This is a genomic window from Streptomyces sp. PKU-EA00015 (assembly GCF_013387495.1).
Classification (GTDB): domain Bacteria; phylum Actinomycetota; class Actinomycetes; order Streptomycetales; family Streptomycetaceae; genus Streptomyces.
In genome coordinates this window covers 52,892-76,300 of sequence record NZ_JABZEE010000004.1, presented here as the reverse complement: position 1 = coordinate 76,300, position 23,409 = coordinate 52,892, and the positions used below count along the sequence as shown (strand labels likewise).

Annotated in this window: 17 protein-coding genes; 10 read left to right on the top strand and 7 right to left on the bottom strand. The window is 71.8% G+C overall.

Annotated features, from left to right (window positions below):
- The first annotated feature begins 9 nt into the window (after positions 1-9).
- Both HW130_RS04130 and HW130_RS04125 read left to right on the top strand, forming a co-directional pair.
- Positions 10-2,484, top strand: coding sequence for a molybdopterin oxidoreductase family protein (locus tag HW130_RS04130; RefSeq protein WP_177148008.1), 2,475 nt, complete (start codon positions 10-12; stop codon positions 2,482-2,484).
- Positions 2,481-2,963, top strand: a complete 483-nt coding sequence (locus tag HW130_RS04125; protein WP_177148007.1) for a hypothetical protein — start codon at positions 2,481-2,483, stop codon at positions 2,961-2,963. The genes HW130_RS04130 and HW130_RS04125 overlap by 4 nt, the downstream gene beginning before the upstream one ends.
- Before the next feature lie 21 nt (positions 2,964-2,984).
- On the opposite strand, the gene HW130_RS04120 is transcribed toward HW130_RS04125, so the two are convergent.
- Positions 2,985-3,443, bottom strand: coding sequence for a nuclear transport factor 2 family protein (locus HW130_RS04120; protein WP_177148006.1), 459 nt, complete (start codon positions 3,441-3,443; stop codon positions 2,985-2,987).
- A gap of 121 nt (positions 3,444-3,564) precedes the next feature.
- Here HW130_RS04120 and HW130_RS04115 point away from each other — a divergent pair, with 121 nt between their 5' ends.
- On the top strand, positions 3,565-4,119 hold the full coding sequence (locus HW130_RS04115) for a TetR/AcrR family transcriptional regulator (protein WP_177148005.1): 555 nt from the start codon (positions 3,565-3,567) through the stop codon (positions 4,117-4,119).
- A gap of 212 nt (positions 4,120-4,331) precedes the next feature.
- Positions 4,332-7,031 carry a SpoIIE family protein phosphatase/ATP-binding protein gene (locus HW130_RS04110; protein WP_177148004.1) on the top strand — a complete coding sequence of 900 codons (2,700 nt, stop codon included), beginning with the start codon at positions 4,332-4,334 and terminating at the stop codon, positions 7,029-7,031.
- A gap of 109 nt (positions 7,032-7,140) precedes the next feature.
- On the opposite strand, the gene HW130_RS04105 is transcribed toward HW130_RS04110, so the two are convergent.
- Positions 7,141-8,220 (bottom strand): class I SAM-dependent methyltransferase, encoded by a 1,080-nt coding sequence (locus HW130_RS04105; RefSeq protein ID WP_177148003.1) that lies wholly within the window; start codon positions 8,218-8,220, stop codon positions 7,141-7,143.
- Between the two features lie 194 nt (positions 8,221-8,414).
- Between HW130_RS04105 and HW130_RS04100 the strand changes: the two genes are divergently transcribed.
- A complete protein-coding gene (locus tag HW130_RS04100) occupies positions 8,415-9,140 on the top strand; it encodes a tyrosine-protein phosphatase (protein WP_177148002.1) in 726 nt (241 codons plus the stop codon).
- An 18-nt stretch (positions 9,141-9,158) separates the two neighbouring features.
- On the opposite strand, the gene HW130_RS04095 is transcribed toward HW130_RS04100, so the two are convergent.
- From HW130_RS04095 to HW130_RS04085, 3 genes are read right to left on the bottom strand one after another with little or no spacing between them, the layout of a single operon-like run.
- The gene (locus tag HW130_RS04095) at positions 9,159-9,659 is read right to left on the bottom strand and encodes a GNAT family N-acetyltransferase (RefSeq protein ID WP_177148001.1); all 501 of its coding nucleotides are present in this window, start codon (positions 9,657-9,659) and stop codon (positions 9,159-9,161) included.
- A 37-nt stretch (positions 9,660-9,696) separates the two neighbouring features.
- Positions 9,697-11,943 (bottom strand): NAD-dependent DNA ligase LigA, encoded by a 2,247-nt coding sequence (gene ligA / locus HW130_RS04090; RefSeq protein ID WP_177148000.1) that lies wholly within the window; start codon positions 11,941-11,943, stop codon positions 9,697-9,699.
- Positions 11,944-11,946: 3 nt separating this feature from the next.
- Positions 11,947-12,546 (bottom strand): GNAT family N-acetyltransferase, encoded by a 600-nt coding sequence (locus tag HW130_RS04085; protein WP_177147999.1) that lies wholly within the window; start codon positions 12,544-12,546, stop codon positions 11,947-11,949.
- Positions 12,547-12,883: 337 nt separating this feature from the next.
- On the opposite strand from HW130_RS04085, the gene HW130_RS04080 reads away from it, so the two are divergent.
- Positions 12,884-14,329, top strand: a complete 1,446-nt coding sequence (locus tag HW130_RS04080; RefSeq protein WP_177147998.1) for a PP2C family protein-serine/threonine phosphatase — start codon at positions 12,884-12,886, stop codon at positions 14,327-14,329.
- A gap of 165 nt (positions 14,330-14,494) precedes the next feature.
- Here the strand turns inward: HW130_RS04080 and HW130_RS04075 are convergent, their stop codons facing one another.
- Positions 14,495-15,988: a hypothetical protein gene (locus HW130_RS04075; protein WP_177147997.1), complete on the bottom strand. Its 1,494-nt coding sequence runs from the start codon at positions 15,986-15,988 to the stop codon at positions 14,495-14,497.
- Between the two features lie 239 nt (positions 15,989-16,227).
- On the opposite strand from HW130_RS04075, the gene HW130_RS04070 reads away from it, so the two are divergent.
- From HW130_RS04070 to HW130_RS04060, 3 genes are all read left to right on the top strand, one after another.
- On the top strand, positions 16,228-17,349 hold the full coding sequence (locus HW130_RS04070) for an aminoglycoside phosphotransferase family protein (RefSeq protein ID WP_177147996.1): 1,122 nt from the start codon (positions 16,228-16,230) through the stop codon (positions 17,347-17,349).
- Between the two features lie 331 nt (positions 17,350-17,680).
- Entirely contained in the window at positions 17,681-19,696 is a 2,016-nt protein-coding gene (locus HW130_RS04065) for a peptidoglycan recognition family protein (RefSeq protein ID WP_177147995.1), read from the top strand.
- 183 nt (positions 19,697-19,879) lie between these two features.
- On the top strand, positions 19,880-22,078 hold the full coding sequence (locus HW130_RS04060) for a terpene synthase family protein (protein WP_177147994.1): 2,199 nt from the start codon (positions 19,880-19,882) through the stop codon (positions 22,076-22,078).
- 72 nt (positions 22,079-22,150) lie between these two features.
- Here HW130_RS04060 and HW130_RS04055 read toward each other — a convergent pair whose 3' ends face one another.
- Positions 22,151-22,651, bottom strand: a complete 501-nt coding sequence (locus HW130_RS04055) for a hypothetical protein (RefSeq protein WP_177147993.1) — start codon at positions 22,649-22,651, stop codon at positions 22,151-22,153.
- Between the two features lie 233 nt (positions 22,652-22,884).
- Between HW130_RS04055 and HW130_RS04050 the strand changes: the two genes are divergently transcribed.
- Positions 22,885-23,238 (top strand): hypothetical protein, encoded by a 354-nt coding sequence (locus HW130_RS04050; RefSeq protein WP_177147992.1) that lies wholly within the window; start codon positions 22,885-22,887, stop codon positions 23,236-23,238.
- Positions 23,239-23,409 lie beyond the last annotated feature (171 nt).

The following is a 23,409-nucleotide window of genomic DNA, read 5'->3' as shown; positions in this document are numbered from 1 at the left end:
GAGGCGCTCATGAAACGAACGGACCGCATCGCCGAGCCCTGGGGCACCCGCACGCCCTACGACCGCGGCGGTACCTGGCCGGTGCGGGTCGACTCGCACCTCGCCGAGGGGATCGGCGCCGACGACGTGGAACGCTGGGTGCCCAGCGCCTCGGTGATGCACTCCAACGGCGACGCCCTGTACCTCGCCGTCCGCGAGGGCGAGATCGTGGGCGTGCGCGGCCGGCCCGACGACCGGGTCAACCACGGGCGGCTCGATCCCAAGGACCTCTTCGCCTGGCAGGCGAACGCCTCACGGGACCGGCTGACCCGCCCGCTGGTGCGGGAGGGCGGCGAGCTGGTGGAGAGCGACTGGGAGACGGCGATGTCGCGTGTCGTCACGCGCACCCGCCGGCTCATGGACGAACAGGGCGCCTCGGCCATCGGGTTCTACACCAGCGGGCAGCTCTTCCTGGAGGAGTACTACGCGCTCTCCCTGATCGCCCGCGGCGGGATCGGCACCAACCACCTGGACGGCAACACCCGGTTGTGCACGGCGACGGCGGCCGAGGCGCTCAAGTCGTCGTTCGGCTGCGACGGCCAGCCCGGCTCGTACACGGACATCGACCACGCGGACGTGATCGCGTTGTTCGGACACAACATGGCCGAGAGCCAGGCCGTCCTGTGGAGCCGGGTCCTCGACCGGCTGGCGGGGCCGCATCCGCCCGCGCTGGTCTGTGTCGATCCCCGGCCGACCCCGGTCGCGCGGGCGGCGACGATCCACCTGGCGCCGAAGCCGGGCACCAATGTCGCCCTGATGAACGCCCTGCTCCATGTGATCGTGCGGACGGGCCGGATCGACCGCGACTACATCGACGCGCACGTGGTCGGCTTCGACGACCTCCAGCGGTGCGTCGCGGAGTATCCCCCCGAGCGGGCGGCCGAGATCTGCGGGGTACCGGCCGACGACATCCGGCGTGCCGCACAACTGCTGGGCGGTGCGGAGCGGCTGATGTCCACCGTTCTGCAGGGGTTCTACCAGTCCCACCAGGCGACGGCCGCCGCGGTCCAGGTCAACAATCTGCATCTGATCCGCGGCATGCTCGGGCGGCGCGGCTGCGGGGTGCTGCAGATGAACGGCCAGCCGACGGCCCAGAACACCCGTGAGTGCGGCGCCGACGGCGACCTGCCCGGTTTCCGCAACTGGAACAACGACGAGCACGTCGCCGAGCTGGCCCGGATATGGAACGTCGCACCGGAGCGCATCCCCCACTACGGGCCGCCCACGCACGCCATGCAGATCATGCGTTACGTGGAGGACGGCTCGATCCGCATGCTGTGGGTGTCGGGCACCAATCCGGCGGTGTCACTGCCCGAACTGCACCGCATCCGCGGGGTGCTGGGCCGCAAGCGGCTGTTCCTGGTCGTGCAGGACATCTTCCTGACCGAGACGGCCCAGCTGGCGGACGTCGTGCTGCCGGCCGCCGCGTGGGGCGAGAAGACGGGCACGTTCACCAACGCCGACCGTACGGTGCATCTGTCCGAGAAGGCGGTCGATCCGCCCGGCGACGCCCGCTCCGACCTGGACATCTTCCTCGACTACGCCGCCCGCCTGGATCTGCGGGACAAGGACGGCGGGCCCCTGATCCCCTGGGACGGTCCCGAGTCGGCGTTCGCGGCGTGGCAGGAGTGCAGCCGGGGGCGGCCGTGCGACTACACGGGCATCACCTACGACCGGCTCCGCGAGCACGGTGGCATCCAGTGGCCGTGCGACGACGAGCGTCCCGACGGCACCGAACGGCTCTACGCCGACGGCCGGTTCTTCAGCGACCCCGCGTCCTGCGAGAGCTACGGCCGGGATCTCGTCACCGGCGCACCGCTGGAGGAGCCCGAGTACCGCGCGCTCAATCCGTCCGGCAAGGCCATGGTCAAGGCGGCCGAGTACCTGCCGCCGCACGAGCAGACCTCGGACGGCTATCCGCTCCTCCTGACGACGGGCCGGACCCTGTACCACTTCCACACCCGCACCAAGACCGCCCGCGCGCCCCAACTCCAGGCGGCCGCGCCCAAGATGTGGATCGAGCTGTCCCGGCACGACGCGGAGGCCGCCGGTGTCGCCGAGGGCGACCTCGTGGAGGCGACGACCCCGCACGGCAGTGTGCGGGCAACGGCGCGGATCACGGCGATCCGGGAGGGGGTGCTGTTCCTGCCCTTCCACTACGGCTACTGGGACGACGGCGACGGGCACGGCGCCGGCCGGCCGCCACGGGCGGCGAACGAACTGACCCCGACCGACTGGGACCCGGCGTCCAAACAACCGCTGTTCAAGACGGCCGCGGCCAGGATCCGGCGCATCGGCGCGGGCGACGGTGCGCAGACCGTTCCGACGAACACCGCCTCCGCCCCGTTGACCGAGGGCATCGCGCCCACCCGCGGCGGGCCCGCGGCCGAGGCGGAGGAGGCACGCCCTCCCGCCGGCGACGACGACCAGGAGGCCACGCCATGAGGATCGGACTGCTGCTGCGCGAACTCCACCACGACGAGAACGCCCTGGCGCACCATCTGATGGTGGTCTCCGAGCGTCACCGCACGGACCATGAGGTCTACTACATGGCCCGTGACCTGGCGGGCTGGTCGCACCGGCACATACGGGCACTGGCCGAGACGGCCCCGGCGTACGGCGCCCGGCTCGATCCCGTCGGGCGGGGTGAGATCTCGCCGGCGGCGAAGATACGGGAGCGGGCGAGCGAACTGGCGGGCCGCCACGGGCAGGCCGAGCTGCTGATGCTGCGCGACCTGCGGAAGGTGTGCACTCAGGCGACGGGGGTGGCCGCCGACTGGGAGATGCTCGCACAGGCGGCGCAGGCGCTCGACGACCAGGATCTGCTGCGGCTCGCCGCCACATGCCGCCCGGACACACTGCGCCAGGCGCGCTGGGCTCAGGCGAAGCTGAAGGAGGCGAGTCCGCAGATTCTGCTGGCGTAGGGGCTCTGCGTCCGCTGGTTTTCAGGCCGGCGGGAACGGCACGCCGTGTTCGGCGGGCGGCCTCGGCCCGAAGATGCGCCGCTGCCCCTCGGTGATGGCGACGTCGTTGATGCTCGCCTCCCGGCGCGCCATCAGACCGGCGGCGTCGAACTCCCACAGTTCGTTTCCGTAGGACCGCCACCACTGGCCGCCGGCGTCGCGGCTCTCGTACTGGAAGCGGACGGCGATCCGGTTGCCGTCGTACGCCCACAGCTCCTTGCGCAGCGCGTAGTCACGTTCGCGGTCCCACTTCTGTGCCAGCAGCTCGGTGATGGCCGCGCGTCCGGTGACGAAGGCGTCCCTGTTGCGCCAGACCGAGTCCTGTGTGTAGGCGAGCACGACGCGGTGCGGGTCGCGGGTGTTCCAGGCGTCCTCGGCCGCCTGGACCTTCATGGCCGCTGTCTGGGCGGTGAAGGGCGGCAGCGGGGGGCGGGTGGTCATGGTTCCTCCATCGGCACGGCGCCGGTGCGAGCAGGTGCCCCACAGGCGGAGAACGAGCGTTCTCCCTCGGCGCTGCTACCGTAGAGAACGATGGTTCTCGGGTCAAGGAGGGGTAGTCGTCATGGACAGCGCGACGGCCAGGAAGCAGGCGCTGGACGCGGCCGAGGAGCTGTTCTACTCCCGGGGCGTACAGGCGGTCGGCATGGACGCGATCCGCACGGCCTCCTGCGTCTCCCTCAAGCGCCTCTACCAGCTCTTCCCCAACAAGGAACAGCTCGTCGACGCCTACCTGGAGCGTCGCGACCTCCGCTGGCGGGAAGGGCTCGCCTCCCACGTCGAGCGCTCGGCGGACCCCCGGGAGCGGATCCTGGCGGTCTTCGACTGGCTGTACGCATGGTTCCGCGAGCCCGGCTTCCGCGGCTGTGCCTGGATCAACGGCTACGGGGAACTCGGCGCGACGTCACCCTCGGTCGCCGCCCGGGTCAAGGCGCACAAGCAGGCGTTCAAGGACTACCTGACGGGCCTGGTGAGCGATGCCGGCCTGCCGGGCGACACCGCGGAGCATCTGCGGCTGCTCGCCGAAGGCGCGATGGTGACCGCCGGGATCACCGGTGACCCGCACGCCGCCCTGAACGCCCGGCAGGCCGCGGCACGCCTCGTCACGGAGCGGGAGTGACGAAGCACTCCGTACCGTGACACGACCACCCACAACGACGCTCCCCAACAGGCCCTGCGGTGGCCCCTGCACACGGAGTTGTGCGAAGACCTTGGTCACAACCGGCCGGGTTGGCATGCTTGAGCGACCCGCGGCACAGCCGCCTGAACGCGGGCGCTTCACTCTGCTCTGCGCGGTTCGCCCACCTTGTGCGGGAGGTGTAGAAAGAGCATATGGCCGGACGCTACGGCCGCCCGCGCTCGGTTCTGCGGATGCGAACTGTCGCAGGTCAGGTCTTTCTCCTGCAGGTGGCGATCGTGGTGTTGCTCGTCGCCGCGGCCATGGCGGCTCTCGTGCTCCAGTCCCGCGCCGACAGCGAACGGGAGGCCCGCAACCGGTCCGTCGCCGTGGCCGAAACCTTCGCGAACGCGCCCGGCATCGTCGAGGCCCTCACCGGACCGGACCCGACGGCCGTGCTCCAGCCGCGGGCCGAGGAGGCCCGCAAACGCTCGGAGGTCGACTTCATCGTCGTCCTCGACACCGAGGGCATCCGCTACACGCACCCCTTCACCGACCGCATCGGCAAGAGATTCGTCGGCAACTACGCTCCGGCCCTGGCCGGCGGTGTCGTCACCGAGAAGATCACCGGGACGATCGGCCCGCTCGTCCAGGCCGTCGTCCCGATCAGGTCGAGTGACGGCGAGGTCGTCGGCATGGTGTCCGCGGGTATCACGATCGCACGCGTCAGCGGCGTCGTGGAGGACCAGTTCCCCCTGCTGTTCGGCTCCGCGGCGGGGGTTCTGATGCTCACGACCGGCGGCACCGCCCTGGTCACCCGCAGACTGCGCCGCCAGACCCACGGCCTCGGGCCCGCCGAGATGACCCGGATGTACGAACACCACGACGCCGTCCTGCACGCCGTCCGCGAGGGGGTCGTCATCGTGGGCGGGGACGGCCGGCTGCTGCTGGCCAACGACGAGGCACGCCGGCTGCTCGGCCTGCCGGCCGACGTGGACGGCTCCCCGGTCCGCGACCTGGGTCTCGAGCCGCGCACCGCACGTCTCCTGGCGTCCGGCCGCATCGCCACCGACGAGATCGTCCCGGTGGGCGACCGCCTCCTCGCCGTCAACCAGCGTTCGACGGACCAGGCGGGCGGGCCGCCGGGCACGGTCGCGACGTTCAGGGACACCACGGAACTCCAGGCGCTGACCGGACGGGTCGATGTGGCCCGGGGCCGGCTGAAGCTGCTGTACGACGCGGGCACGGAGATCGGCACGACGCTCGACGTGGTGCGCACCTGTGAGGAGTTGTGCGAGTTCGCCGCCGCCCGGTTCGCCGACTTCGCCACCGTCGACCTGGTGGAGGCCGTGCTGCGCGGCGAGGAGCCGACCGCCACCGGTGTGGACGTGGACATGCGGCGCACGGCGTTCAGCGGCCCCGACGAGACGGCTCTGTACCCGCTCGGTCATGCGATCCGCTTCCTGCCCACGACGCCGCTGGGTTCGGGACTCTCCAAGGGCGACGCGGTCCTGGAGACGGATCTGTCCGCCTTCACCGGCTGGCAGCGCCAGGACCCGGTGCGGGCGCCGCAACTCGTCGGCTACGGGATGCACTCGATGATCGCGGTGCCGCTTCGGGCCCGGGGTGTGGTGCTGGGTGTCGCGATGTTCTGGCGGGCAGGGACGCCGGAGCCCTTCGAGGAGGAGGACCTGTCGCTCGCGGAGGAGCTGGTGGCGCGTGCCGCGGTGAGCGTCGACAACGCACGCCGCTACTCGCGCGAGCACACCATGGCGGTGACGCTGCAGCGCAGCCTGCTCCCCCGGGGCCTGCCGGAACAGACCGCGCTGGACATGGCCTACCGCTACCGGCCGGCACAGGCCGGGCTCGGTGGCCTCGGCGGGGTGGGCGGCGACTGGTTCGACATCATCCCGCTGCCGGGAGCGCGCGTGGCGCTCGTGGTGGGGGACGTGGTCGGCCACGGACTGCACGCGGCGGCGACGATGGGGCGGCTGCGCACCGCGGTGCACAACTTCTCCAGTCTGGACCTGCCGCCGGACGAACTGCTGTGGCACCTCGACGAACTGGTGGCCCGTATCGACCAGGACGAGACGGACGACGGGGTGGACGCCTCGGTCACCGGGGCCACCTGCATCTACGCGATCTACGATCCCGTCTCCGGGAACTGCAGCATCGCGCGGGCCGGCCATCTCCAGCCCGCGATCGTCCTCCCGGACGGAACGGCCGAGTTCGCCGACGTGCCGGGCGGTCCGCCGCTGGGGCTGGGCGGCATGCCGTTCGAGACCCTGGAACTGCGGCTGCCCGAGGGCAGCCGGCTGGTCCTCTACACCGACGGGCTCGTCGAGGACCGCGAGCGTGAGATCGACGAGGGCCTGGAGCTGCTGCGCCGCACCCTGGACCAGGACGGCGGCCGGACACCCGAGGAGACCTGCGAGGTGGTCCTCGCGGCGCTGGTTCCCGAGCGCCCCCGCGACGACATCGCGCTGCTCGTGGGGCGTACCCGCGTCCTGACGTCGGACCGGGTGGCCCAGTGGGACGTGCCGCCGGAGCCCGCCGCCGTGCGGAGGGTCCGGGCCGCGGTCTCGCGGAAACTGGCCGAATGGGACCTCGGCGAGGAGGCCTTCACCACGGAACTGATCCTCAGTGAGCTGGTGACCAACGCGATCCGCTACGCCGACGGCCCCATCCAGGTACGGCTGATCCGGGACCGCAGCCTCATCTGCGAGGTGGCGGACCGCAGCAGCACCTCGCCCCATCTGCGGCAGGCGGCGATCACGGACGAGGGGGGCCGGGGGCTGTTTCTCGTGGCCCAGTTCGCGAAGCGCTGGGGTACGCGGTACACCGCGGACGGCAAGGTGATCTGGACGGAGCAGCCCCTGTCGCCGGGCGTGCCCGCACTCGTCGACCGCGCCTGAACCGCCGGCCGCCACCTCGACGGCCTCTCAGAAGCCGGTTTCGCGTACGGCTGCGGCGCGCGCCGCAGCCGTTCCTCGCGGCCACAACGGCCCCTTCGGCTCCTGCCGTTCAGCTCGTCCTGGCGATGTAGTAGACGTTCAGCGGATCGCCGTCGACGAACCGCACGTCGACGGACCGGAAGCCGGCATCGGTCAGCATGCGTTCGGCCGTCTCCTGTCCCCAGACCGTGCCCAGGCCCGCTCCGCCGGTGCCGAGCGAGGTCGTCATGCAGTAGAAGACGCTGAAGCCGAAGAGCGCGGGCCCGAACGGATGGCCGACGTTCTTCTCCAGCCTGCTGGAAGCGGCGATGTCCGCCATGAGGAACGTACCGCCCTCGCGCAGCGACTTCGCGATCACCGCCAGCGTGCGGGCGGGCTTCGCCAGATCGTGGATCACGTCGAACGCGGTGATCAGGTCGTACTGCCCGGTGACCTCCGTCGAGTCGCCGAGCACGAACTCCACGTTCCCGAGCCCCAGCTCGGCGGCCTCGGCGCGTCCGGCGGCGATGCCGGCCTCGGACAGGTCGAGGCCGTGGAACCTGCTCGCCGGGAACGCCCGGGCCATCACGATCGGCGCGTGCCCCTGACCGGTGCCCACGTCGAGCGCGTCGATCCCGGAGGTCAGCCGGTCGGTGAGGCCGGGAACGAGCGGGAGGATGGTGTCGACGAGGCCGTGGTCGTAGACGCGGGCGGTCTCCTCCGCCTGGAGGGCCTGGAAGCGCGGGTACGCCGAGTACGGCACGCCGCCGCCCTCGCGGAAGGAGCGCACGACCTGCTGCTCGACCTCGCCCATCAGGGCGATGTACTGCATCATGCCGGCGAGGTTGTCCGGTCCGGCCGCGCTGACCAGCGAGGCCGCGTGCTCGGGCGGCAGCCGGTACGTGTGCCCGCCGGGGTCGTACTCGACGAAGCCCCCGACGACCATGCCGCCGAGCCATTCGCGCACGTACCGCTCGTCGAGACCCGCCGCCTCGGCGATCTCGTCGCTGGTCGAGGGAGGCAACCCCGCCAGGGTGTCGAAGAGCCCCGTCTGATGACCGACGCTGGCCAAAAGCGCGAGTGCGCCCTTGTTCAGCACGTCGACCACTTCCGCGGCGAACGCCTCCTGCTTCGCCGGGTCCGTCACAGGCTGTGTCTCGGTGCTCGGCATGGCCGCTCCCTTCCACCGGGCCTGACTGCTGCGCGCCGGCGGGACCGGCCCGCTTTTTGTCACATTACGCCCGGATCATGACGCCGGGCCTCACGAAGCGGGGAGGACAGCCGCACCCGCCCCCTGGTACGGGAGCGCTCCCATCCTGCACAGTCCGCCCCCGGAGCGGCGGCCGGTGATCATAAGGTGACGGCGTGGACAGACATGTGACCTTCGAACGGCTGCACAACTTCCGGGACTTGGGCAGCTATCGGGCCGCCGACGGCCGAACCGTCAAGTGGCGCCTGCTCTACCGCTCCGACTCGCTCGGCAAGTTGGCGGGCGCGGACCGCGAACGCTTCCGCTCCCTGGGCATACGCACCGTGATCGATCTGCGCTACCCGTGGGAGATCGACGCCAAGGGCCGCGTCCCGCACGGCGATGTCGGCGCCTACCACAACCTGAGCGTGGAGCACCGGCCCTACGACCAGGCGGACATCTCCCCCGCGGTGGACCCCTGGCGCTACCTGGCGGACCGGTTCGCCGAAGTCGCCCTCGACGGCACGGACGAACTGCGCCGGGCACTGGAGATCATCGCCGACGACGAGGGCCCGCTCGTCTTCCACTGCGCCTCCGGCAAGGACCGCACGGGACTGCTCGCCGCCGTGCTGCTCGGGCTGCTGGGCGTCGGCGACGACGACATCGCGTCGGACTTCGCGCTCACCGAGCTGGCCACCGGGCGGCTGATCGCGGACTGGCGGGCCGCCCACCCGGGGCGGGAGCTGCGCTGGCCCGGTTACGGCCGGGCTCCCGAGGACGTCATCCGGCTGTTCCTCGCGGATCTGACCGGCACGTACGGCTCACTGCGCTCCTACGTCACCGGACACGTCGGCCTCGAGGAGGAGGTGATCACGCGACTGCGCGAGCGGCTCCTGGAGTGATCCGGGCCGCGCACGCGGTCACTCCACCGTGAACAGCAGCTCCGGCCGGTCCCACAGCACCGCCGGCGGCGCGGCCGGCACCGTGCCCGCCCGGCGGGCGCCCACACTCAGGTAGAAGCCCTCGGCGGGCGGATGGGACACCACGCGGACGGATCGGACGCCGGCCGCGCGGGCCCGGTCCTTCATGTGGGCGATGAGCAGCCGTCCGATACCGAGGCCCTGGGCGTGGTCGGCGACGAACATCAGGTCCAGCTCGGGCGGCGACAGGACGAGGGCGTAGAAGCCGAGCAGCCGACCCTCGTCACCGACCGCGAGATGAACCTCGTGCGACTCGATGTAGTCGGGGCCGACGCGGTATCCGGCCACCATGGCCGCGTAATGCCCCTCGTAGGCACGGGAACCGCGCACCATACGGGTCAGCCGCCCGGCGTCCCGCGCGGTCGCCCGGACGATCCGTACCACCTCACGGCACCGCCTGCCGCCCGGACCACGAGCCGTGACGGTAAGGGGCTCATTCATAGTACGAGTATGACACGCCCCCTGGCAGCCCCCGGGCTCACGCGTCGAGGAACCCGGCGACCATGGCGGCGAACTCGTCCGGCGTGGCGATCCGGGTGCCGAGCTGCTCCGCCTTGTCCCGCTTGGAGCCCGCGCCCGCCCCGGCGACCAGGAGCGAGGTGCGCGGGGAGACACTGGAGGACGACTTGCCTCCGGCGCGCTCGACGAGCTCGTTCATCTGGTTGCGCGACAGCTTCTCCAGGGGGCCCGTCATCGCGCCGGTGACGACGACCGTCAGCCCCTCCAGGGGGCCCGTCATCGCGCCGGTGACGACGACCGTCAGCCCCTCCAGGGGCCCCGCCTCCACGGCGGCGCCGAGGTCCGCGCCGTCGCTCTCGCCGCCCTCCGCGTCCGCCTCCGCCCGTGCGGTGGGCGGGGTCGCGCCGGGCTCGGTCATGTTGACGCCGGCGGCGGTGAGCCGGTCGATCAGCGGGGCCAGCTCGGCGAGTTCGGCGACGACGGTGCGCGCCTTCTCCACGCCGATGCCCTCGACCTGTTGCAGGGCGTCGGCGTCTGCGGCCCGTATGTGCTCCATCGTCGCGAAGTGGCGGGCTATGCGCCGGGACATGGAGCGGCCCGTGCCCCGCACGCCCAGGGCACAGAACACCCGTGACAGAGGGCGGGACTTGGCCGTCGCGATGGCCGCGAGCAGATTGTCGGTGCTGGTCTCGCCCATGCGGTCCAGCTCCAGCAGCTGATCACGGGTGAGCGAGAAGAGGTCCGCGAAGTCGGTGACGAGACCGGCGTCGACGAGCTGGACGACGCGGGTGCCGCCGAGTCCCTCGATGTCGAGCTGGTCGCGCCCGGCGGCGTAGGAGACGGAGGCGACGACCCGGCAGTTCCTGCCGCGCACGCACCGCCAGCGCTGCTCGGACGTGTCGATGTCCGACCCGCACTGCGGGCAGACCTCGGGGAACGCGATGGCCTTCTCGTCCCCTGTGCGCAGATGGGCGACGGGCGCTTCGATGCGGGGGATGATGTCGCCCGCCTTGTAGACCATGACGCGGTCGCCGATGCGCAGGTCACGCCGGGTGATGTCGGCGGGGTTGTGCAGGGTCGCGTACGTGACGGTGGAGCCGTCGATCTCCACCGGCTCCAGCACGGCGCGGGGCGCGATGATGCCGGTGCGGCCGACGTTCCACTCGACGCCGAGCAGCGTGGTCACCTTCTCCACCGCGGGCAGCTTGTAGGCGATGGCCCAGCGGGGCGCCCGTGATCCGGAGCCCGCGGCGGCCTGGTCGGCCGCGCGGTCCGCCTTGACGACGATGCCGTCGATGCCGAAGGGCAGGTCCGGACGCGCCGCGGCGATCTCCTCGATACGGGCCTGGATCTCCTCGGTCGTCCTCAGCGTCCGCGGCGCGACCACGGTGCCGGCGGCGGTGTGCACGCCGAGGTCCGCGACGTAGCCCATGATCCGGCTGTGCGACCACTGCGCCAGGCGGCCCGCGAACTCCGGTCCTGTGGCGGGCAGTGCCAGGGCCCCGTAGCCGAAGAACGTCATCTCCACCGTGTACTGGCGGTCCTTGGCGCGCAGGGTCCCCGCCGCGCCGTTGCGCGGGTTGGCGAAGGGCGCTCCGCCGTGCTCCGTACGGGCCGTGTTGGCCTGCTCGAACTGGTCGTTCGTCATGAGGACCTCGCCGCGGATCTCCAGCGTCACGGCTTCGGAGAGCCGGTCGGGGAGGCCGACGACGGTGCCGATCGCGTGCGAGACGTCCTCACCGGCGGTGCCGTCACCTCGGGTGACGAGCCGGATGAGCCTGCCCTCCTCGTACCGCGCGGCGACGGCGAGGCCGTCGAGCTTGGGCTCGACGCTCCACTCCTCGACGGGCCTGCCGATCCGCCGCTCGACCGATGCCGTCCAGGCCACGAGCTGCTCGGCCGAGAACACGTTGTCCAGGGACAGCATGGGAACCGTATGCGGCACATCTCCGGTGACGGCTCCGCCCGCGACCTTGCCGGTCGGAGAGCCGGCCGCGATCTCGTCGGGGTGGCCGGCCTCCCAGGCCGCGATGCCGCGCACCAGGCGGTCGTACGTGTCGTCGTCGAGAGTGCTCTCCCCCGTCCCGTAGTACGCGGCGGCGGCCTTGGCCGCTGTCTCGACCGCTTCGGCATACGCCGCGGCGTCGGCGACGGCCGCGGCGGGAGCGGGGCCGGCGACGGCCGCGGCGGGAGCGGGGCCGGCGATGGCCGCGGCAGAAGCGGTAGCAGCGGCAGGAGCAGCGGAAACGGCAGGTGATGTCGTCATGTCTCACATACTGCCGCCCACCACTGACAACGCCCCCGGCACGGCGCCGGGGGCCAGACGGACGTGCAGATGCCCGTCCTTCGGGAAGGGCGGCCGGGCCGGAAGAGTCGACTCGTAGAGGAATCGGCATTTCGCCGCCACCCGGCAGGACGCGGTGTTGTCGACCTGGTGCAGCAGCTCCAGTCGGCTCAGGCCCTCGGGCCCGTACGTGCGGAAGGCCCAGTTCGTCAGCGCCTCGATCGCCATGGGCGCGACGCCCCGCCCTCGGGCGGCCGGCGCGGTCCAGTACCCGACTTCGGCGGCAGGCGCGCCGGCCTCCGGGCGCTTGAGCGCGACATTCGCGACGAGCCGCCCTTCGGCGGCGCCGCACAGTTCCTCGAACGCGGCGAATCCGAGGTAGGTTCCGGTCTCCCAGCCACGCCGCCGCACGTCGAGCCGGCGGAGTCCGTCCTCGACGCTGTTCACGGGAACTCTGGTGTAGCGCCGAAGGAGTTCGTCACCCCGGTACACCTCCACGAGGGCGGTGACGTCCTCTTCGCGCCAGGGCCGCAGCACGAGCGGCGCCGCGGTCGCTGTGGCACCGGTCCGCAGAACCACGCTCATCGTGTCCCCTTCCTCTTCCCGGTCGCTGCTCGGCGTCGCACGCCCGACCGCTTCCGGCGCACGCGTGTCCGGCCACGGGCATATGCCATGACCACGCGAGGCGGCTTCCGTCACACGCATCACATCAGCCACGGATACCGCGCGCCCATGCGGGTACGCTGCGACAGAAGCCGTCCGAACTGGAGGACGAAGGAGCGGAGAGCCGCTGGCACATGCCAAAGGCACCACCGGATCGAGTGTTGCCAAACGGCTTACGGCCTGTCGCCGCCTGTGCAACAGTCGTACCCGGTCCCTGTATCAGTCCTGGCTTGTGGCCGCGCCTGTATCGGAGTTCGACATGCCGCCCCATGTGTTCGCGGACCGTCCCGCCCAGCCGCCCGAGCGTGGCGCCGTCGACGCCCTCATCACCCGCACCCGCAGGCTGCGCGGCGACGTGGACGCGGTGCGCCAGGACACGGTGGGCGACGCCGACGACGACCCGCAGGGACGATGGCAGCGCGCGCTCTGCGATCTCGCGGTCCATCACCTGGACGACCTGGGCGCGCACCTGGACCAGCTCAAGGAGGGCCTGCCGCCCGCGACGGCCGACGCGTTCGCCGACGAGCTCGCCGCGTACGAGGCGGACAGCGCGGCCGGCAGCGGCTCGCTGCTCAGCCGGGTCGGCAGCGCGGAGTGGAACCTGCTCACCGACGAGGTGAGCTGGTCCGACGAGCTGTACCAGATCCTCGGCCGCGACCCCGCGGCCGGACCCATGTCCCTGGACGAGCTGCCCTCGGTCGTGTTCGCCGAGGACCAGCCCCTTCTCACGGCGATGGTGACGGACTGTCTGGTCGACGGCCGGCCCATCGACGGCGAGTTCCGCATGGTGCGGCCCGACGGGCGCGTCCGCACGGTGCACATGATGGGCGAGCCGGTCCTCGACTCCGACGGCTCGACGGCCTCCATGTGGGCCGTCCTCCGCGACGTCAGCGAGCTGCGGCGCAGTCAGCGGGCTGTTCGTGAGACCCGGGACTCGCTGCAACGGCACCAGCACATCGAGCGGACCGAGCGCCGGCTCGCCGTCGAGATGCAGGAGGCCGTGCTGCCGTCGTGGCGCGGCTCGCTCCAGTTCCCGCCCGGCAGCCCCACGTCCTTGGACGTCGCCGCGCACTATCTTCCCTCGCCCGACGGCGCCCTCATCGGCGGTGAGTGGTACGACGCGCTGCAACTGCCCGACGGGGCATCGCTGTTGGGCGTCGGCGACCTCACCGGTCACGGAGTGGCGGCGACGTCGTCGATGGCCATGCTGCTGGGGGCGCTGCGGGGCATGGCCGTGGCGGGCGTCCGCCCGGGGCAGCTCATGGCCCATCTGAACCGGCTGCTGGACACCTCCACCCAGTCCGCCCTCGGCAGCGCGGTGTGCTGCCGCTACGACCCCACCACCCGCGTGGTGACCTGGGCACAGGCCGGACACCCCGCCCCGCTGCTGTTCCGCGACGGGACGGGGCGCGCGCTGTCGAGGCTCGACGGGGTGCTGCTGGGAGCCACCAGCGGTGCATCGTACGAGCAGGGCGAACTGACCCTGCAGCCGGGCGACGTGCTGGTCATGCACACGGACGGGCTGACGCGTACGAGCTCGGGACCCCAGGACGCCGAAGTTGCGGCGGACCGGCTGACGGCACTGGCAGCGCGGCTCACCGGGACGCGTGACGCACAGGAAGGCGTCAGGGTCGTGGTGGAGGAATTCGGTCAGGGTGAGCGCCAGGGCGACGCCTGTGTGCTGGTGGCGAAGGTGAACGCGTAGGACGGGCGAGGCGGATGCCCCCTGGGCCCGACCGCCTTTCCGGAGACGTCGCACCCGCCGTCAGGGGCGGAGGCTTCGGCACAACCGCCGTCGGCCACGAGCACCGTCACGTGGAAAGCTTCCGCGCGCCCGCCGTCGGGCCCGCTGGTTGCGCGCTCCCTCGTGTCAGATCCGCGTGCTTCTGCGCTTCGTCGACGGGGCGGCGGGAAGCGCCACTTGGATCTCCTCGCGCAGGTCCTCGATCTTCGCGTAGCCCGCGTACTGCCCGGTGAGCCGGTACATCTCGCGCAGCCGGTCCCACGTCCGGTGCGAGGAGGTCTCCCCCATCGACACCAGCGCGAGCCTGGCGTAACGGTCGGCCTGCTCCGGGTCGTCGGCGATGAAGCACGCCGATGCCAGCGAGATGTAGTCGAAGATCTTGGAGCGCTGACGCCCGCCCTCGCGCAGCTGGAGCGCCTGCTTGGCGTGCCGCTGGGCGATACTCGCGGCCGACGGGTCGTGCTCGGCCAGCGTGCGGTACGCCAGCGCCTGCATGCCGTGCATGTCCGCCTCGTCGAACATCTGCATCCAACTCGGCGGCGGCACATCGCCCTTGTCGGAGACGAAGAGATCCTCGGCCTCACCGAGGGTGCGGCGCATGGCCTGCCCGCGGCCCATGGACGCCTGCGCCCACGCCTCGATGGTGTGCAGCATGGCCTGGGTACGGGGCAGGGTCTGCTCCCCCGAGCCCGCCTTGGCGAGCTTCATCAGGTCCAGGGCGTCGTCGGGCCGGCCCAGGTGCACCATCTGGCGGGCGGCACGGGACAGCGCTTCGCCGGCACGGGGGCGGTCGCCGCCCTCGCGCGCCGCATGTGCGGCGATGACGAAGTACTTCTGAGCGGTGGGCTCCAGGCCGATGTCGTGGGACATCCAGCCCGCGAGGACGGCGAGATTGGCGGCGACGCCCCACAGGCGCCGCTGGAGGTGGTCGGGGTGGCGGTAGGCGAGCATGCCGCCCACCTCGTTCAGCTGGCCCACGACCGCCTTGCGCTGCAGTCCGCCGCCGCGGGCGGCGTCCCAGGCGCGGAACACCTCGACAGAGCGCTCCAGTGCCTCGATCTCCTGCGACCCGATGGGGGCGGCCTCGTAACGGTCGTACCCAACGGGGTCGGCGTGCAGCGGATCGTAGGTGAAGGCGGGATCCTGGGAGGTGCCGGGTTCGGTCTTGAGCCAGTCGTGCATGGCGCTGCTGAGTGCTGAGCCCGCGGCGAGTGCCGCGCCGGCGCCCACCAGGCCGCGTCGGTTGAGCATGAGGTCCATTCCCGTGAATTCGGTGAGGACCGCAGCCGTACGGTCGGGCGCCCACGGCAGACCGTCAGGGTTGTCAGTGCCCTGGACGTCCCGCCGCTTCCCCGCTCGCCCGCTCCGTACGAACCCGAGGTCCTCGATGGTCACGACACGACCGAGTCGCTCGGTGAACAGGGCCGCCAGCACCTTCGGCACGGGATCGCGCGGGGACTCGCCCATGTCGATCCAGCGCCGTACGCGCGAGGTGTCGGTCGCCAGCTGGGGGTGGCCCATGGCCGCCGCCTGCCGGTTCACGAGTCTCGCGAGCTCGCCCTTGGACCAGCCGGCCAGGCCGAACAGGTCGCTCAGGCGGGTGTTGGGTTCTCCGCTCACGTCAAGCCCCCAGGTTCTCGGCTGAGTTGACAGTAACCCGCTGTCATGGGGCCGGCGACCATTCGCCAGGGTTCGCCAGGGTCCGCCAGATGGTGTGCCACCCGCGGTCCGGTGTCAGGTAGGAACGCGCCACCTCGCTCCGGCTGCCAGGGGCACATTCCCCAGGGTGTTGCCTCCGGTACGTCCGGAGCGGGGCAGCGCACGCAACTTGTCGGCACACGAAGGGATCTGTATCTCCCATGTACACAGCATCGTCCTCCGTGTCCGCCCCGTCCCGGCCGCAGCGTCCGGCTGTCCCGGCCGGCTCCGGACCGTATCTCGCCCCCGCCCACGCCGGCCGGGCACGCATGCCCGCCGGTGCGGTCGGCCACCCCGTCAGCGGGAGAATCGACTTGTCCGGCCCTCAGGGCGCACAGCTGCGCAAGGCTGTCGCGTCGGTGCACCGGATCTGCCCGGAGTTCAATCCGGTGCAGGTGCTGCGCCGCAGCGGACGTTCCGTGCTCATCGTCGGAACGACAGGGCGTACCACCGCGGTCGCCAAGTGCTTACTGGACCACTCTCCCGCCTGGGCGGAGTCGCTGCGCCACGAAATAGCTTCCTACCGTGCGTTCGTGCGGCACCGGCCGCCGGTCCGGGTGCCCCGGCTCATCGCCGCAGACCCGGAGAACTGCACGCTGGTGATCGAGCGGATGCCCGGCCGGCCCGCGGCTCTCGCCCGGCATCCTCTCGAGGCGCCGCCGAGGGCGGACGTGCGGGCGGCGCTCGGCGCCGTCGCCAGACTCAACTCGTGGCGACCGCCCGCCGGGATGTTCGACGCGCCGCTCGACTACGGCTCGCGGATCTCCCGCTACCACGAGCTGGGGCTGTTCACGGACCGGGACCTCGGCGACCTGCAGAAGCTGCTCCACGGTCTCGCCCAGGCGGGCGGCCGGCAGGGCATGGGCCAGTTCTGCCACGGTGACGCGCTGCTGTCGAACATCCTGCTCTCCCCCACCGGTCCGGTCCTCGTGGACTGGGAGCACGCGGGCTGGTACCTGCCCGGATACGACCTGGCCACGCTGTGGGCGGTCCTCGGGGACGCCCCGGTGGCACGCCGTCAGATCAGCCAGCTGGCCCAGCAGGCCGGGACGGCGGCACGGGACGCGTTCCTGGTGAATCTGATGCTCGTGCTGACGCGGGAGATCCGTACGTACGAGACGGCCGTGCAGCGCACGATGCGGGAGGCGCCGCCCGTCGTCGGGGGCCAGGCGCCCCCGGCGGGGCTCGCGGCCGGGGAGGAACAGCGGCTGCTGCTGCGCCGACTGCACGACGACTGCGCACTGGCCCGCAGGGCCGTGCGCGCGGCGGTCGGCACCCGCTGACCGCCGGACGAGGGGGAAGCGCGCTGCGCGCCCGGTGTCGAACACCGGGAGCGCAGCGCGCTGTCGTGGGCCCATCGGGTCCACCGCTCTGCTCCGTTCGCGCTGTCGTGGGCCCCTCGGGGGACGTGTGTCGCGTGGTGGTCCGGGTGGCGGGCGAGCCCGGACATTGGTCCATGCCACTGACACGCCGCAGGCCCGCGTACTGCCGTCGCGAAACTCGCCGACACATGGGATGACGTGCAAATTCCCCACTCTGGAGCATGATTGACGGATCGTCCGGAAGCCGATACCCCTTAACGGTCCCGCGCACCATCCGTCCTGGGAGGCTGCCTTGCAAGGATTCGCCCTCGCGCGTTCCAGAAGCACCCGCCGGCAGGCGTGGACAGCGGGCGCGGCGGTGGCCACTGCCGCGCTGCTCCTGCCCCTGCTCTCCTCCGGGCCGTCGGCGACGGCCGACGTGCGCCCTTCCCCCTCCGCGCTGCAGCGTGAATTCGCCGCGGCGGCCGATGAGTTCGACGTGCCGCAGAGCGTGCTCCTCGGTGTGTCGTACCTGCAGTCCCGCTGGGACGCGCACGGCGGGGCCGCCAGCGTGACCGGGGGCTACGGCCCCATGCATCTGACCGACGCGCGGACCGCGCTGGCCGAGGCGCCGCACCATTCGCACGGCGCGGAGGACGCGCGGGGTGACGACGCGCGTGCGGTGCGCGCGGTGGACGAGGCGGCACCGCCGGAGACGGCGTCGCTTCCGCCGCGGCTGCGCACGCTGGAGCAGGCGGCGCAGGTGTCGGGCATCGACCCCGGAGAACTGCGCGACAGCCCGGCGGCGAACGTGCGCGGCGGCGCGGCGCTGCTCGCCGACGCGCAGAAGTCGCTGGGCCGTCCGCCGAGCGACGATCCGGCACAGTGGTACGGCGCGGTGGCGCGGTTCTCGGGTGCGGACGACGTGGCGACGGCGACGACGTACGCCGACGACGTGTTCGACGTGATCCGCACGGGCCAGGCCCGCACGACGGACAGCGGTCAGCGCATGGTGCTCGCGGCCGATCCCGGCGTGGCGCCGGACCGTGCGCAGGTGGCGGGCCTCGGTCTGCGCACCGCCGACGCCGCCCGGACGGAGTGCCCGAGCTCGGTGGCCTGCGAATGGATCCCGGCGCCGTACGAGGAGTTCGGCCAGGGCGACTACGGCAACCACGACAAGGCGGATCGGCCGGCGTCGCAGTCGGTGGAGTACATCGTCATCCACGACACCGAGGCCACGTGGGACACCACTCTGCGGCTGGTGCAGAACCCGCAGTACGTGTCGTGGCAGTACTCGCTGCGCTCCTCGGACGGGCACATCGCCCAGCACGTGCCGCTCAAGGACGTGGCCTGGCACGCCGGGAACTGGTTCGTGAACGCCAAGTCGGTGGGTCTGGAGCACGAGGGCTTCCTGGTGTCCCCCGATGCCTGGTACACGGAGGCGATGTACCGCACCTCGGCGCGGCTGGTGCGCTACCTCGCCCACCGGTTCGACGTGCCGCTGGACCGTCAGCACATCCTGGGCCACGACAACGTGCCGGGGACGACGACGGCCACCATCAGGGGGATGCACACCGACCCCGGGCCGTACTGGGACTGGGCGCACTACTTCACGCTGCTGGGCCGGCCGTTCACGCCCGAGGCGGGTCCGGGCAGCCCGGTGGTCACCATCCGGCCCGACTACGACGCCAACCGGCCGCTCTACACGGGCTGCACGAAGGCGAGCGAAGCGAGATGGGGGTCCCCCCGGCCGGAGGCTGGAGGAGAGGCGTGCACGCCGCACGGTTCGGGCGCGGTCCGGCTGCACACCGCGCCGAGCGAGAGCGCACCGCTGGTCAAGGACATCGGGCTGCGGCCGGGCGGTCAGGACTCGACGACCGGGGTGAACGACACCGGTGCGCGGGCCTCGACCGGACAGCAGTACGCGGTGGCGGGCCGCGACGGCGACTGGACGGCGATCTGGTACCTGGGCCAGAAGGCGTGGTTCCACAATCCGCGCACGGAGCCGACGGCGGTGCCCGCGCGGGCTCAGGTGCTGACACCGAGGGACGGGCTCGCCGAGGTGCCGGTGTACGGGCGTGCGTACCCGGAGGCGTCGGCCTATCCGGCGGGCGTGCCGGTGCAGCCGGTCTCGCCCCTGCCGTACAAGCTGCGCGCGGGGCAGGAGTACGTGGTCGGCGACCGGCTGCCGGGCGAGTACCTGTACGCGACGACGTTCGACACGGCCGGGCACCGGGTGGTGCGGGGCCAGGAGATGTACTACGAGGTCCAGTTCGGGCACCGGGTGGCGTTCGTCAAGGCCTCCGACGTGGAGGTGACGGCCCGGTAGCACCGGGTGGCGGACTGCGGGGTGTCACCGGTCGTGGGGTCCGGCGACACCCCGCTCCCGTTTTGAGGGCTTGTACGACTAATCGCCCGGGCGCGTGCACCCATTGAGCGGGGGGTAGAGCTGGGCCGACCACGCCGGTCCGCGCCCCGTGCGCGGCTGTTCACCGAAAGGCCCCGGACTCCTATGGCACAGCCCTTCGAACTGCCGGACTTCTACGTGCCCCATCCGGCACGGCTCAACCCGCACGTGGAGGAGGCACGGCAGCACACGACGCGGTGGGCACGGGACATGGGGATGCTGGAGGGGTCCGGCATCTGGGAGGAGAGCGACCTCGCGGCCCACGACTACGCGCTGCTGTGCGCCTTCACGCATCCTGACTGCACCGCGGAGGCGCTGAGTCTGATCACCGACTGGTACGTGTGGGTCTTCTTCTTCGACGACCACTTCCTGGAGGTCTTCAAGCGCACTCAGGACAGGGCGGGCGGCAAGGCGTACCTCGACCGGCTGCCGGCGTTCATGCCGATGGACCCGTCCCGTGGGACGCCCGAGCCGACGAACCCGGTCGAGTCGGGCCTCGCCGATCTGTGGGCACGCACCGTGCCCGCCATGTCGCCCGCCTGGCGCGCCCGTTTCGCACGCGCCACCGAGAACCTGCTCAACGAGTCGATGTGGGAGCTCTCCAACATCAACGAGGGCCGGATCGCGAACCCTCTCGAGTACATCGAGATGCGCCGCAAGGTGGGCGGCGCCCCCTGGTCGGCCGGCCTCGTGGAGTACGCGGCCGGCGCCGAGGTCCCCGAGTCCGTCGCGCACTCGCGCCCGCTGCGGGTCCTGCGCGACACGTTCTCGGACGCGGTGCACCTGCGCAACGACCTGTTCTCGTACCAGCGCGAGGTGGAGGTGGAGGGCGAGAACAGCAACGGGGTGCTGGTCCTGGAGACCTTCCTCGGCTGCACGACACAGGAGGCGGCGGAGGTGGTCAACGACCTGCTGACCTCCCGCGTCCAGCAGTTCGAGAACACCGCGCTCACCGAGGTGCCCGCCCTGTGCGTGGAGAAGGGGCTGAGCCCGGCGGAGTGCGCGGCGATCGCCGCCTATGCCAAGGGGCTCCAGGACTGGCAGTCCGGCGGCCATGAGTGGCACATGCGCTCCAGCCGCTACATGAACGAGGGCGTGGACACCGGGCCGGGGCCGCTCGACGGGGTGCTCGGCATGTCGGCTCTCGACATCAGGACGCTGTTCGGCCGCCCGGCGACGGCCCGGCTGCGCACGCTCACGCACCGTCCCGAGCAGGTGGGGCCGTCGTGGCTGCCGGAGTTCGACCTGCCGTTCCCGCTCACGCTCAGCCCTCACCTGCACGAGGCGCGCGGCAGGTCGCTGGCCTGGGCGGGTCGCATGGGGCTGCTGAACGACATCTGGGACGAGGCGAAGCTCTCCGGTTTCGACTTCGCGCTGTGCTCGGCCGGCCTCGACCCGGACGCCACGCCGGAGGAGCTGGAGCTCAGCGCCGAATGGCTGACGTGGGGGACGTACGGCGACGACTACTACCCGCTGGTCTACGGCAGGGCGCGTGACCTCGTGGGGGCGAGGCTGTCGAACGAGAGACTGAAGGCGTGCATGCCGGTCGACGAACCGGAGGCGGGCGCCGCCCTCGCGGTCGCCCCGATGGAGCGCAGTCTCGCCGACCTGTGGGCGCGCACGGCGGGGCGGATGTCGCCCGGTGCCCGGCAGACCCTGCGCGGGGCGGTCGACGTCATGCTGGACAGCTGGCTGTGGGAGTTGCACAACCAGGCGCAGCACCGCGTGCCCGACCCCGTCGACTACATGGAGATGCGCCGGCTGACGTTCGGGTCGGACCTGACGATGAGCCTCGCCCGGCTGCGCCACGAGGGCGAGCTCCCACTGGAGGTCTGTGCGAGCGGCCCGCTGCGCAGCCTGGAGAACTCCGCCGCGGACTACGCCTGTCTGCTCAACGACCTGTTCTCGTACCAGAAGGAGATCGAGTACGAGGGCGAGGTCCACAACGCCGTCCTGGTCGTACAGAAGTTCTTCGACTGCGACTACCCGACGGCCGCCGCGATGACGGACGAGCTGATGCGCTCGCGGCTGCGTGAGTTCCTGCACGTCAAGGAGCACGAACTGCCTCTGCTGTGCGAGGACTTGGCCTTGGACGCGCAGGCCCGTGCGGCGCTGGGCGCCTACGTGCGCGAACTGGAGGACTGGATCGCCGGCATTCTCAACTGGCATCGCAGAGCGCGGCGTTACCGTGAGGAGGACTTGCGCGGGGGCGCGGCGCCGTGGCGGCTGGGCACTCCCACCGGGCTCGGTACGTCGGCCTTCCGGCTGGGTCTGCCCGAGCAGCGCGCGGAGGTACGCGTGTAGCCGCGGGCGCGGGCGCCGCGGAGACGGAACTGCCCGGGGCGCGCCGCCCGGGGCAGTTCGGTGGAGGGCGTGTCAGCCCTGCTGGAAGAGCTCCGCGGGGAGCGGCTTGAGCAGCGCGTACAGATCGTCGGTGATCGGGCGGTCCCAGCTGGCGATCGTGACGAGCACGTTGTCGCTGCGGTCGAACTGCACGCACGAGATGCGGCTTTCGGAGAGCTTGACGCGCCGGACGATCAGAAGGTTGTCGCCCTGCATCACGGGCGTGTCCTCGACGTCGACGACCTCGACGGGCTCGTCGTTCTCCAGGGCGATGAGCAGCTGGGCGACCTCGAAGGGGATCTCGCCCTCCTCGACCTCGCGGGCGGGTGATCCCTCGGGGAGATTGCCGATGATCATCGCGGGTCCGCGGCCGCCGAACAGGTCGTAGCGCAGGAACACGCCCTGACAGCTGCCGTCGGGGGCGGGCAGCAGACCGGCGCCGAGATTTCCGGGCCAGTCGCCCGGGTCCATGGCCAGGACATCGAAGTCCGGACCCGCGGGTGTGGCGGCGCTGCGGCGGCGGAGAAACGACATAACCGCCATGGTACGTGTCCGCACGGGGTCGGCCGAGTCGGGGCGGGGGCCCTGTCACGCGCGGTCGGGGAGGCGTTCGCCCGCGGGCGAGCCGCGTGTCGCCGCCGGGCCGGTCCCTCCGCCCTGGGCGGCCTTGAACGCGCACGGCCTCGGGCCCGTATCCCTGGGCGCACCCGTTGTCCATGACCGGCACAGCGACGACGAGATCCGTACCGACAGTGAGGGATCAGCCCATGAACGACAGCATCAGTCCCGACCTGCAAGCTCTCCCCGACGGCGAGGCGGAGCTCCGTCTCGTGATCCGGCTGGCATGGGAGGACGTGGCGGCACTCGGTCAGGAGGCGGGCAGGCTCGCCGCCCGGATGCAGCGGCCGGTGAGCCTGGACGAGGCCGCGGGGCACCGGCTGCGCACCCGGTCCGCGATGCGCCCCAAGCCGGCCACGGATCCCGCCCCGCCCCTGCCGCCGGTGGCGTCGCCCGTCTCGTCGCTGGCGGCCCGCACGCCGGGTGAGCACGCCCGCCAGGCCATCGAGAAGATCAACGGCTCCGCGGGCCCGTCCCGCGACGCGACGCACACGTCCGCGTGACGCGGGAGCGGGGGGCGGAGGCCGGGAGCCCGGAAGGGCGGGTCACGACTCCGGGGCGTCGTCGTCTCCCCGCGCGTCGCACGGGGCATCGTGCCCGGTCCCCGGACCCAACGGCGGCTGGACCACCCTGCGGAGCGTCCTCCGGCCGGATCGCCGCGGCCGCGGCCGCCG